The following is a 12,309-nucleotide window of genomic DNA, read 5'->3' on the forward strand; positions in this document are numbered from 1 at the left end:
GCCCGAATTGAATAGGCCCTGAGTCAAATGGCTCAGGGCCTTTTTCATGCCTGCGGGAAATCTAGACCTCGGGTTGTTCCAGCGCCTGGACCAACGCTTTGAAGAACCGCGCCGCCTCGCCGCCGGTGACCACGCGGTGATCGAAAGTCAGGGACAGCGGCAGGATCGGATGCACCACCACCGCGCCCTCGACCGCCACCGGTTCATCGCGGATCGCCCCGGCGGCGAGGATCGCCACTTGCGGTGGCACCACCACCGGGTTGGCGTAGCGGCCGAACAAGGTGCCGAAGTTCGACAGGGTCAGGGTCGCCCCCATCATTTCCTGTGGCGGGATCGAGCGCGCCTGCACATCGGCCCGCAGACGCATCACACCTTCTTTCAAATCCGCCGCCGTGCGCTGACCGACATCGCGTAGCACCGGCACGAACAAGCCGTCCGGCGTATCCACGGCAATGCCCAGATCGAGTCGTTCATGTTGCTTGAGCGCCAGGGTTTTGCCATCGAAGGCGCTGTTGAGCACCGGTTCTACCGCGCAGGCCGCCGCCATCGCCTTGGCCAGACGAATCAGCGGTTCTCGCGCCTGCCCCCAGCGATGCAGATCGGCATCACCGAAAATCGTCACCGGCACCACTTCGGCATGGGACCTGGCCATGTTCAGCGCCATGCTGCGTCGTACACCGCGCAGCTTCTCGCCGCCGAAGCGTTCGCGTTCCGTCTGGGCTGCGTTTTCTACGTCGCTGCGGGTGATCTGGCCGTCCTGGCCGGAGCCCGTCAAGCCGCTCAGTTCAACACCGAGTTGCCGAGCCAGTTGACGCACCGCCGGCGTGGCACGGTTCGCCAGGTGCTCACGAGTCGAAGGTGCAGCGCCGATGAAAAATGCATCCTCCTGGTTCGTGCCGCCGCCCTCAAGCCGACCGACCACAGTGCCCGCATCCGCTTCGCCTTCGTAACCGAGCAGAGGTTCGCCGACGTGAAGAATGTCGCCCTCGCCACCGAATGTTTTCGCCACCACGCCATCGTAGGGCGCGGGAATATCCACCAGCGCCTTGGCGGTTTCCACCGACACCAGCAGTTGGTCGGCTGTGACGGTATCGCCGACCTTGACGTGCCAACGGACGATTTCCGCTTCCTGCAAGCCTTCGCCCAGATCCGGCAGTTTGAAATATTTCATCGCAACCTCCTCGGCCTCAGGCGTCTGTTCAGGGGTAGTGCTGCATGACGGTGTCGCAGGCATGAAGAATGTCTTCGATGCCGGGCATGTACAGCGATTCCAGTCGATACAGCGGCGGCGGAATGTCTGGCGCGGTGACTCGCTGGATCGGTGCCTGCAACTCCAGAAACACCCGTTCGTAGAGACTGGCGGCGATTTCCGCGCCGACTCCGCAGGAGCGCGGCGCTTCATGCACGATCACGCAACGACCGGTCTTGCGCACCGAGGCTTCCATCGTGTCGAGGTCCAGCGGTTTGATACTGGCGACATCGATCACTTCCGCCGAGACGCCCTGCTCGGCCAGTTTCGTGGCGGCTTGCAGGGTTTCCATTACGCTGGCGCCCCAACTGATCAAGGTAATGTCACTGCCTTCACGCAGGGTGAAACAGCTGTCCAGCGGCAGACGTTTGCCGTCATCCAGCAGCGGTTGCGGGTTCATTCGATAGAGTCGGGTCGGCTCGAGAAATATCACTGGATCCGGGTCGTCGATGGCCGCGAGCAACAAGCCATAGGCCCGGGCCGGCGAGGACGGAATCACCACCCGCAACCCCGGAATGTGCGCGAACAGGGATTCAGTGCTTTCGCTGTGATGTTCCGGCGCGCGAATCCCTGCGCCCATGGGTGAGCGCATCACCATCGGGCAGGTGATCCGCCCGCGCGTGCGATTGCGCATGCGGCTGGCGTGGGACACCAGGTGCTCCATGGTGGCGTAAATAAACCCCATGAACTGGATTTCCACCACCGGTTTCAGGCCTTGGGCCGCCATGCCCACCACCAGCCCGCCGAGCATGGTTTCGGCCAGCGGCGAGTCAATCACCCGCTTGAAACCGAAGGTGTCGCGCAGGCCCAGCGTGGCGCGGAACACACCACCGTTTACCCCGACGTCTTCACCGAGGACGATGACGTTCTCGTCCTCGCTCATGGCCCGATGCAGCGCCAGATTCACCGCTTCCAGCAGCGTCACTTTGCCGTTACTCATCGCTCGCCCCCCCTGTCCGGCGCGCCACGCGTTCAAGGAAATCTTCACGTTGCTCGGCCAGGGCTTGCGGCCATTGGGCGTAGACATGATCCATCACCGACTCCGGCGCCTGCAGGCCCGCCGCTTCGAAGTTATCCACAGCACGCTGCACCAAACCCTGGCATTCGCTGATTAGCGCCTGTTCGCGGCCTTCGTCCCACACACCCTGCCCGGCCATAAACCGTTGCAGGCGTTTGATCGGTTCTTCGAGCCAGGCCTGCTTGACCTCGTCCGCCGACCGGTAGCGCGTGGCATCGTCGGCGGTGGTGTGGTCGCCGAGCCGATAGCTCAGGCATTCGAGCAACACCGGGCCTTTACCGTGACGCGCCCGTTCGAGGGCGGCTTGCACGCGGTCGTAAACGGCGAGCATGTCATTGCCGTCGACTTGCTCCCCGTGGAACCCGGCGCCAATGGCTTTCTGCGCCAGCGTCGGAGCGCCGCACTGGATTCGTCGCGGCACCGAGATCGCCCATTGGTTGTTGTTGACCATGAACACCACCGGCAACTGCCAGGCGCCAGCAACGTTGAGGGCCTCGAGGAAATCACCTTTGCTGGTTCCGCCGTCGCCGCACGTAGTGACAGCGACCCGATGCTCGCCGCGGATTTTGAACGCGCTGGCGACGCCACAGGCATGCAGGGCCTGGGTGGCGATCGGCACGCAGATCGGGAAATCCTGGGCCACCGCCGGGTCGGCAAAGTCGCTACCTCGCTCATCGCCGCCCCAATACAGCAGGATTTCTTCCATGCGCACACCGCGCATCAATTGCACAGCGGTGTCGCGGTAATACGGGATCAGTACGTCTTCGGCGTGCATCAGGCTGCCGACCGCGACACCAATGGCTTCCTGGCCCAAGGTCGGCGCGTAGGTGCCGATGCGCCCGGTGCGTTGCAAGGCGACAGCTTTCTGATCGAAAAGGCGGGTCAGGACCATCTGCCGATACAGACGCGTCAACAGATTGAAATCGTCGGCCCAGGCGGGAAGATTGCCGAGCGGCTGGCCATCAGGGGATAAAAATCGGGTGTAAGGCAGCTCAACCTTGTGAAGCATCACAGGGCTCCTGGCACGCGGGAATCGGCGTGCATTTGTCAGGCCCGGCGCTTGTGACGCAGGGCTTGGGGAGCAACGACCGGATAGGCTCTCACTCCTTTAAAACTTTTCACCGGTACAACACTTTCTCCGCCAACTCATCCGCCACCCGGGCCGGAGAGCGCTTTTCCGCCTGGGCATGGGCGAAGACTTCGGTCAGCCGTGAACTGATTTTCGACAGGTGAGCGGTGATGGTCGTCAGCTCTTCCCCGCGGTGTCTGAGCGAAACGTAGATCAGCCCACCGGCATTGATCACGTAATCGGGCGCATACAAAATGCCCCGGCGTTCCAGTTGATCGGCGATCTCGAGATGGATCAGTTGATTGTTTGCCGAACCGGCGACCGCTGCGCAGCGCAGTTGGGGCACGCTGTTTCTGTTAAGCACACCGCCCAGGCCGCAGGGCGCGAGTATGTCGCACGGCGTGCTGAGCAGCGCATCATTGGCGATTGGATGAGCGCCCAACTGCTCCATGGCCAGCTGCACCTTGCCATGATCGATGTCGCTGACCAGCAGCTCGGCACCGGCGGCGTGTAGCTGTTCGGCCAAGGCATAACCGACATTGCCCAGGCCTTGAATGGCTATGCGCAAGCCTTCGAGATTATCGCTGCCCAAGCGGGCCATGGCGGTGCTGCGAATACCAGCGAATACGCCCATGGCGGCATGCGGTGCAGGGTCGCCCGCGGCGGTGGTGCTGGTAACGAACTGCGTCTGTTGGGCGATGCAATCCATGTCCGCCACCGAAGTGCCGGCGTCGATGGCGGTGATGTAGCGACCGTCGAGTTCGTTAATGCAGCGCCCGAAAGCTTCAAATAGCGCGGCGCGGTTTTCCACATGGGCCGGGCGAACAATCACCGCTACGCCACCGCCCTGAGCCAGGCCGGCCAGGGCCGCCTTGTAACTCATGCCTTGGGCAAGGCGCACAGCATCCTCGATCGCGGATTCATCGCTGGGGTAAGCAAGGTAACGACACCCGCCCAGGGCAGGTCCCAGACGGCTGTTGTGGATGGCAATCACCGCCTTCAACCCGGTGACCGGATCGACGCTCAGGTGTAGCGATTCAAGGCGAGTGCTTTGCATGAGAGCGAACATCGTAGGGCTCCCGAATCACTTCTTGTAGTCGCCAGTATAGGCTTGTGCACAAAAATTGCAGAAACGCCCCGGAATAAGCGGCGTCGCTTTAGAGGCTTTCGGACATAACCTACTAGCGCCTGTGCCCGACACTGGACGAAAGCCTGAGACGGGGCTAAAACGAGGCATTCCCCGGAGATTTTGATGACCCCGCGCCAACGTTTTTTCGACTGTCTGCAACGATCACCGCCCGCGCTGTTCGAGGCGGCGCTGTGGATGGCCGTCGAACACGATAAGGAACTGAATCCCGAGACGGTGCTGGCGGATTTCAAGGACCTGCAACAGCGGGTCAGCTACGGGTTGCCGATGCTGCCGGTGAGTGAATTGGCCCAACCGTTGTTGCGCCGAATGAATGACCTGGGGTTCGCTCAGGACGACTCCACGCCCTTGCGTCCGCAAGTAGCGTTACTCAATAAGGTGCTGGAGCGTCGGCGGGGCCAACCGCTGGTGCTGGGCCTGATTGCGCTGGAACTGGCCAGAAGGCTGGAGATCCCCATGGTCGGGGTCAACTTCCCCGGGCATTTCCTGCTGCGGGTGCAAGGCGCCGATCATCTGCTCGACCCGTGCGGCGGGCGACGGCTATACCCCAACGACTGCCGGGAGTTACTGCAACGCCAGTACGGCCCGAACATGCAGCTCGGCGCCGAGCATTTACTGACAGCCGAACCGGTGCAGATGCTGCAGCGGCTGTCGCGCAACCTGCGCCAGTTGTACCTCACGAATGATGACTACATCGACGCCCTGATCGACGCCGAGCGCGTGCTTGAATTGGGCAACGCCAGCGCCTCCGACTATCTGGCCCGGGCCAGTCTCTACCAACGACTGGACTGCCCGAATGCCGAGCGTTTTGACCTGGAGCACGCGCTGCTGCTCTGTGACGACCCGATCCAGCGGATTCGCCTCACCGAACGGCTCGGGCACCTACCGCCTAACTCAGTGGTTCACTGATCTCATGTGGGAGCGGGCTTGCTCGCTAAGAAGACACCGCGGTATTTCTGACGGACCGCGTTATCGTTCTTCGCGAGCAAGCCCGCTCCCACATTAGGTCTATGTGAGCCATTAAGGGGTGTCGGGCTGATTTGCCGGATGGGCCAGGAAGAAGGCGGGGTGTGTCGCCGCCAGCGCCGCCACTCGACGAATTCGCGGGTAGGCCTCAAGGGAAATATTGAAGCGCTCGGCCGCATACAGCTGCGGGATCAAATAGACGTCCGCCAGCCCCGGTTGATCGCCAAAGCAGTAACCGGTGTCACCGATCAATTGCTCCACCGTCGCCAACCCTTGGCTGATCCAGTGACCGATCCACTCAACCACCTGCGGCTCATCGTGCCCCAACTGCCGAAGCTGATTGAGCACGCTGACGTTGTGCAGGGGGTGAACATCGCAGCCGATCACCGCCGCCACGCCACGCTCATGGGCACGGGCGACGAGGTCCTTGGACAGCAATGGCACCTGTGGATAACGTTCCTCCAGGTACTCGATGATCGCCGGTGACTGGATCAGCAACTCGCCCTCATCAGTGCGCAAGGCCGGCACCCGGCCTTGGGGGTTGATGCCCAGATAGGTCGGCTGCCGATGTTCGCCACCTTGCGGCGCAATCAAGTTGATTGGCAGCGCCTGGTAATCCAGCCCCTTCAACGCCAGCGCAATACGCACCCGGTAAGACGAGGTCGAACGATAGTAGGTATAGAGTTCCATGACCCGATCCTCTTAGCGCGCTGGCAGCACTTTGCCACGGCATTCGCCGAAACCGATGGAAGCAAAACCCTCGCGGCTGCAACGTGCGCGCAGAATGATTTCGTCGCCGTCCTCAAGGAATTTACGCACCTCACCCGAGGCTAGTTCGATCGGCTTTTTACCGCCCTCGGTGATTTCCAGCAGGCTGCCGAACTGACCGTTTTCAGGACCGGACAGCGTGCCCGAACCGAACAGATCACCGGCCTGCAACTGGCAGCCGTTGACGCTGTGATGCGCAACCATTTGTGCGACGGTCCAGTACATGTGTTGTGTGTTGCTGAGGGTCAGGCGATGGGCTGGCAGATTTTGCTCGCGCATCGATTCGGTCAGCAGCAGCACTTCGAGTTCGATGTCGAAGGCACCGGCGGCCTGATCACGCTTGTCGAACAGGTACGGCAACGGCTGCGGATCGCCTTCCGGGCGCGCAGGCTGCGCACGACGGAACGGCTCCAGCGCTTCGGCCGTCACCACCCACGGCGAAATACTGGTGATGAAACTCTTGGACAGGAACGGACCCAACGGCTGGTATTCCCAGGCCTGGATGTCCCGCGCCGACCAGTCGTTAAGCAGGCAGAAACCGGCGATGTGGTCGGTGGCGTCACCGATGGCGATGGAGTCGCCCATCGCGTTGCCCTGACCGATCCAGATACCCAGCTCCAGTTCATAGTCCAGACGTGCGCACGGGCCAAACGTCGGCTCGGTCTGGCCGGCCGGCAGGGTCTGGCCTTTCGGACGGCGAACGTCAGTGCCGGACGGGCGAATGGTCGAGGCACGGCCGTGGTAACCAATCGGCACGTACTTGTAGTTCGGCAGCAACGGGTTGTCCGGGCGGAACAGTTTGCCGACATTCTGCGCGTGCTCGATGCCGACGTAGAAGTCGGTGTAATCGTTGATCTTCGCCGGCAAGTGCATTTCGCAATCCGCCGCCAGCGGGAGCAGTTTGGCGCCTTGGGCTTCGATCTTGCCGTGCAGGGTGCTGCCTTCGGCAAACAGTTCCAGCAGACGCTCGCGCAGGGCAACACGAGCATCGCGCCCCAGCTCGAAGAACGCATTCAATTGGCCGCCACGGGTGGCTTCGACCGCGGTGCGCGCGGTTCCCTCGAACAGACCGGCATCCAGTGCCGCTTCCAGATCAAAGATATGGTCGCCGATCGCCACGCCACTGCGCGGCGCGGAGCCCTTCACGCTGAACACGCCCAACGGCAGGTTTTGCAGCGGGAAATCAGCGTGGCCGTTGGCGGAGGCAACCCAGCTACGAGTGATGGAAGTCTGAGTCATGGTTATCTCCGGGTCGGGTCGAAAGTCGCGGGCAGCGTGGCCCAGCAGGCGTCGTAATTGTTTTGCAATTGTGGGCAATCCAGGGCAAATCGGCTCGGGCGCAACACCTGGCTGGTCTCGAACATGAAAGCCATGGTGTTGTCGATTTTAGCCGGTGCCAGTTCCGCGTTGATCGCCTTGGTGCAGGTCTCGCCGTCGGGGCCGTGGGCGCTCATGCAGCTGTGCAACGACGCACCGCCAGGCACAAAACCTTCAGCCTTGGCATCGTATTCGCCCTGGATCAGGCCCATGAATTCGTTCATCAGGTTGCGGTGGAACCACGGTGGACGGAATGTCTTCTCAGCGACCATCCAACGTGGCGGGAAGATCACGAAGTCGAGGTTGGCCAGACCGTGCACGCTGGTCGGCGAGGTCAGGACGGTGAAAATCGACGGATCCGGGTGATCGAAACTGACCGTGCCAATGGTATTGAAACGGCGCAGGTCATATTTGTACGGCACGTTATTGCCGTGCCAGGCGACCACGTTCAGCGGCGAATGATCGAGCTCACAACCCCATAACTGGCCGAGGAATTTCTGTACCAGGGTGGTCGGTTGCTTGAGGTTTTCGTAATGGGCCACCGGTGTCAGGAAGTCTCGCGGGTTAGCCAGGCCGTTACTGCCGATCGGCCCCAGGTCCGGCAGGCGCAGAGGGGCGCCATGGTTTTCGGCGATGTAGCCGCGGGCTTGCGGGTCGAGCAGTTCAACGCGGAATTTCAGCCCGCGAGGCAGGACGGCGATTTCCAGCGGTTCCAGTTCCAGCACGCCCAGTTCGGTGGCGATGCGCAGGCGACCCAGTTGCGGCACCAGCAGCAATTCGCCGTCGGCGTTGAAGAACACGCGTTCCATGGAACGGTTGGCGCGGTAGTTATAAATACTGATCCCGGACGGTTTTTCCGCACCCGAGTTGGCGGCCATGCTCACCAGCCCGTCGATGAAATCGGTGGGCTCGGTCGGCATGTCCAACGGATTCCAGCGCAGGCGATTGGGGGTTACTTCACCCAATGGGCCGCCGGCCAGTTGCCGATCCAATTTGACGAATGCAGGGTGATTGGCCGACGGCTGGATGCGGTACATCCAGGTCCGCCGTGCTTCGCTGCGAGCCATGGTGAACGCAGTGCCGGAGAACAGTTCGGTGTACAGGCCGTAAGGAGCTTTTTGCGGGGAGTTCTGGCCGACGGGCAGTGCGCCCGGCAACGCTTCGCTGCTGAATTCGTTGCCAAAGCCTGACTGATAAGCCAGCGCTGGCGCCGTTGAATCGAGGTTCATGGAGCCTCCTGAACGGGAGTTGGCAATGGCCTGTCACTCTGCCGAAGAGATCTTGGCACGCCTGGGTTATTTTTATCGTAATTCGATTACGCATAACGTAATTTGATTGGTATTGACCGTCAAGCTATAAAGACGCCCATTCGTCCCGGGATCACACCGCCTCATGACCAGCGAAAGCAACGGTAAACAGAAAGTCCGCTCGGCCGAGGTCGGCACCGACATCCTCAAGGCGCTTGCCGAGCTGTCGCCATCGACCTCGTTGTCGCGCCTGGCTGAACACGTGCAAATGCCGGCGAGCAAGGTTCACCGCTATTTGCAGGCGCTGATTGCCAGCGGTTTTGCCGAGCAGAACACCGTCACCAACCACTATGGCCTCGGCCGTGAAGCGCTTCGGGTTGGCTTGGCTGCTTTGAACAGTATGGACGTGCTGAAAGTCGCTGCCCTGCCCTTGGCCGAGTTGCGTGACGATCTGAATGAGACCTGCTTTATAGCGGTGTGGGGTAATCAGGGCGCGACAGTGGTGCACATCGAACCGGCCGTGCGCGCGGTGACAGTGGTCACGCAATTGGGCTCGGTTTTACCGTTGCTCAGCTCCTCGACCGGGCTGGTGTTCAGTGCCTATTTGCCCCACCGCGAAACCGATGAGTTGCGCGATCTCGAAGTTCGCGCCGTCGACGTTCATCCGTTGGCCGATGAGCAGGCTTACACCACATTGTGCGAACAGATCCGCGAACGCGGCTTGCACCATGTTCATGGCCTGCTGATGCCCGGCGTGGATGCGTTGTCGGCACCGGTGTTCAATGCAGTCGGGCAAGTAGCGGCGGTGATGACCATCGTCGGCCCGGCCTCGTTATTTCACGCCGATGAAAACGGCCCGGCGGCGCAGCGGTTGTTGGCGGCGACGCGGGCCGTGAGTTGGCGGATGGGGTATCAGGCTGATGATCTCAGTCGCTGAGCCAGACGCAAAACCAGCGGACCGTCATTAACGCTGGATAATGGTGGTTTTGCTGGTAGCGCTTTGAGGATCGTCGAGAACCTGCTGAATCACCTCCAGCACCCGTTCATGTAGTCGAGGCTGTCCAGTGGCTTGGGAGAAAAACCATTCCACGGTGTATACATCCCCCAATAATCCGATCAGATCTTTCTGTATTTTGGTGGGCTGCGAACCCACATATCCTGCCTTGCCCAACAACGCCAACTCAATCAGCGCATCCCTGAAATGGATCAGGGCCTTGGCCCGATTGCCCTCCGAGTAAGCCTCGGCGCCTTGCACCAGATTCTTGGTCAGCAAGGCTGCGCTCAAGGCAATACTGACTGGCGGATAGACAATGCCGATGACGCTGACGGCTGTCAGGACGGCGTTGTACACCAGGCCGGTGATGATTTCTTCAAGGCTTTGTGTTTTCGCATCAACATCCGAAATGATCTTGTACACCACGTCGCTATAACAGTCGTACAGATCCGTGACCCGACTGTTGCGCTCCAGTTCCGGTGCCTCAGTGAAGTGGGCCAATTGTTCGAGATCGGTCAAATAAGCGCCCACGCCCGGCTGATACTTCTCGTGCACACGGTCGTAGAGGTAATCACCCAGACCACGGGTTTTCACCGCACTTACAAAGTCCTTGAATGGTCGTATCTCATAACCATCCGGAGCATCAGGCGTGAACAGGTATTGCTCGATCGTCCCGGCGATACGCAGCCTGAAAACAAATACCCCGACTACCAGGCGCTTCTTGAGATGGAGTTTAAACAGAGCACTGTGAGGTACATCGCCAGGTGCCTCGCCCACCGGCCAGGCTAGTTGCGGATGATCGAATGCCGCAATTACCTTTTTCAGCTCCTCGAAGTTTTTCCTCGTCAAACATCCGGTGAACAGCGCCTGCATCGCTGCCACGGTCATCTGACGTTTCATGATGCCCATGTAAATCTTGCGCTTGAAGATGCCTTCGGGATGGGAGCGATTAACATGAGTCGTGCGCAACATATCAATGTACTGCTCGCCCGCGCGCAACGTTCTCGACCAACCGGCGATATCGCGGATATCAAGTTTGTCGAGTGGCGGGTGATCTGTTGCCATCGTAAAACGCGGATACTTGTCCCGATCGGCGTTACCAGCGTAGAAGTGCGTTTCATCGGCAATCAACCGAGTCAGTGTCATCTGTTGTTCATGACTGATTTGCACGTAAATCCGATCAGGATCAATCGCGACTACGTCACCTCTGCCCAGCAGGATTTCTTCCACACGCTGCTTGATCAGTTGATGGCAAAAACGCTCATAGGTGATAAAGCCACCCTCGCGGACCTCAACGGTTTTGAGCGCCTTAAGCTCAGTGTTGATGCGCGTAAACGTCTGACGCAACTCATCGGATGCGGTGCGATAGTAATAGGGCGTTTGGCTTTCTTCCTGTGCCACCAGCCAGGCTCGATGATTGAAAACAACCGTATTTAGCACCTCGGGTCCTGTGTAAGGGGTTGGCACCGGCTGGACACCACGCCATAGATCAGGTCGTTGTGAGATCTTTTTCAGATAACCGGCGATCACTTCGCGATCCAGCGCATGGGATCGCCAGACCAGATAGGCTTGCCCCTCTGGCTTGGCCATCCAGCTGCAGATCTCGCCGTCAAGTTGCCTGAAACCCGGCAACTCATACCAGTCCTGTCCACCAGGCGAATCCGGTGCATACAGGAGCCAGTCATCCTGGCTGGGGCTGCGGCTTCCAATGGCAACCAGCTCCGCGAACGGTCGAGTGTTCCGAACGCCGTCACCCATGAGCGTCAATGGCGCCAGCGTCATGTTCGTATCGCCATTGACGGCAAGCTCGATCCGCTGAAGATTGGTGTCGTTGAGATGTCCGCGAAGCTTCGCGGTAAATGCACTCAGCAATAACTGATCCCGGGTGACATTTTTCATGGCGGCGAGCACAGCACTGCGCTCGTAAGCGGCGCGCAAATCCCGGCCATATGACGCACGGACGTCCCCGTTCCAGTTTTCCTCCAGCCATTGCTGATTCAATCCGATAGGAATGCCTTCACCTTCAAGCGTGATACTTGCACGCCGACCTTTCTCGTGTAGGCCCCACAACAATAAATCTGTCAGAGAACGCTTGTCTTCCTGTCTGATTTTGCAGTCGGCCTCGTCGAACTCGTATTGGCTGATGGTCATAAGAGTGTCGGGATCAAGGCTGCTGTCAAATTCCAGCTGCAGAAACTGGCTGGCCAGGTTACGAGCATAAACCTGTACATTGATATGCCCTCTAAGTTGTCTTTCCAGATCGGCCCTGTTTGCAATCAACTGCTGTTCGAGCCCCCCATAATGAAGTTGGTCGGTAATACTGACCTGCTCAAGCCATTGGGGACGATTCGCGGGGGGAATAGAGGTATTCATAATATTCATTTGTCACCCTTTCAAAAAAATGGAGCGAGAAACTCGCCTAACCAAATTAATTCAGGGGCAGCTCAACATGAAAACATCCAAGTAATACCAGGCATTTACGACTTAAACCGCTTGTAACTTCACCCCTAATATAAATATGAAGTAAACAATTA

The 12,309-nt window shown here is 59.7% G+C and carries 10 protein-coding genes; 2 read left to right on the plus strand and 8 right to left on the minus strand.

Features of this window, described 5'->3' with window-relative positions; genetic code table 11:
• Positions 1-61: 61 nt before the first annotated feature.
• The 4 genes from ACQKPC_RS04460 to ACQKPC_RS04475 form a co-directional block, all read right to left on the minus strand.
• Positions 62-1,171 carry a dihydrolipoamide acetyltransferase family protein gene (locus ACQKPC_RS04460; protein WP_427623281.1) on the minus strand — a complete coding sequence of 370 codons (1,110 nt, stop codon included), beginning with the start codon at positions 1,169-1,171 and terminating at the stop codon, positions 62-64.
• 28 nt (positions 1,172-1,199) lie between these two features.
• The gene (locus tag ACQKPC_RS04465) at positions 1,200-2,189 is read right to left on the minus strand and encodes an alpha-ketoacid dehydrogenase subunit beta (RefSeq protein WP_427623283.1); all 990 of its coding nucleotides are present in this window, start codon (positions 2,187-2,189) and stop codon (positions 1,200-1,202) included.
• Positions 2,182-3,276, minus strand: a complete 1,095-nt coding sequence (gene pdhA / locus ACQKPC_RS04470; RefSeq protein WP_427623285.1) for a pyruvate dehydrogenase (acetyl-transferring) E1 component subunit alpha — start codon at positions 3,274-3,276, stop codon at positions 2,182-2,184. The genes ACQKPC_RS04465 and pdhA overlap by 8 nt, the downstream gene beginning before the upstream one ends.
• 109 nt (positions 3,277-3,385) lie before the next feature.
• Complete coding sequence (locus ACQKPC_RS04475) at positions 3,386-4,405, minus strand: Glu/Leu/Phe/Val dehydrogenase dimerization domain-containing protein (protein ID WP_427623287.1); 1,020 nt, start codon at positions 4,403-4,405, stop codon at positions 3,386-3,388.
• Positions 4,406-4,588: 183 nt separating this feature from the next.
• On the opposite strand from ACQKPC_RS04475, the gene ACQKPC_RS04480 reads away from it, so the two are divergent.
• Positions 4,589-5,392, plus strand: coding sequence for a SirB1 family protein (locus tag ACQKPC_RS04480; RefSeq protein WP_008070509.1), 804 nt, complete (start codon positions 4,589-4,591; stop codon positions 5,390-5,392).
• A gap of 111 nt (positions 5,393-5,503) precedes the next feature.
• On the opposite strand, the gene maiA is transcribed toward ACQKPC_RS04480, so the two are convergent.
• From maiA to hmgA, 3 genes are read right to left on the minus strand one after another with little or no spacing between them, the layout of a single operon-like run.
• Positions 5,504-6,139, minus strand: coding sequence for a maleylacetoacetate isomerase (gene maiA / locus ACQKPC_RS04485; protein ID WP_063341517.1), 636 nt, complete (start codon positions 6,137-6,139; stop codon positions 5,504-5,506).
• A 12-nt stretch (positions 6,140-6,151) separates the two neighbouring features.
• Positions 6,152-7,456, minus strand: coding sequence for a fumarylacetoacetase (gene fahA, locus ACQKPC_RS04490; protein WP_427623290.1), 1,305 nt, complete (start codon positions 7,454-7,456; stop codon positions 6,152-6,154).
• A 2-nt stretch (positions 7,457-7,458) separates the two neighbouring features.
• Entirely contained in the window at positions 7,459-8,763 is a 1,305-nt protein-coding gene (gene hmgA / locus ACQKPC_RS04495) for a homogentisate 1,2-dioxygenase (protein ID WP_427623292.1), read from the minus strand.
• A 163-nt stretch (positions 8,764-8,926) separates the two neighbouring features.
• On the opposite strand from hmgA, the gene ACQKPC_RS04500 reads away from it, so the two are divergent.
• Positions 8,927-9,718 carry an IclR family transcriptional regulator gene (locus tag ACQKPC_RS04500; RefSeq protein WP_427623294.1) on the plus strand — a complete coding sequence of 264 codons (792 nt, stop codon included), beginning with the start codon at positions 8,927-8,929 and terminating at the stop codon, positions 9,716-9,718.
• A 27-nt stretch (positions 9,719-9,745) separates the two neighbouring features.
• Here ACQKPC_RS04500 and ACQKPC_RS04505 read toward each other — a convergent pair whose 3' ends face one another.
• The gene (locus tag ACQKPC_RS04505; RefSeq protein ID WP_427623296.1) at positions 9,746-12,157 is read right to left on the minus strand and encodes a dermonecrotic toxin domain-containing protein; all 2,412 of its coding nucleotides are present in this window, start codon (positions 12,155-12,157) and stop codon (positions 9,746-9,748) included.
• Positions 12,158-12,309 lie beyond the last annotated feature (152 nt).

It is taken from the genome of Pseudomonas sp. NPDC089918, assembly GCF_050280605.1.
Lineage (GTDB): Bacteria > Pseudomonadota > Gammaproteobacteria > Pseudomonadales > Pseudomonadaceae > Aquipseudomonas.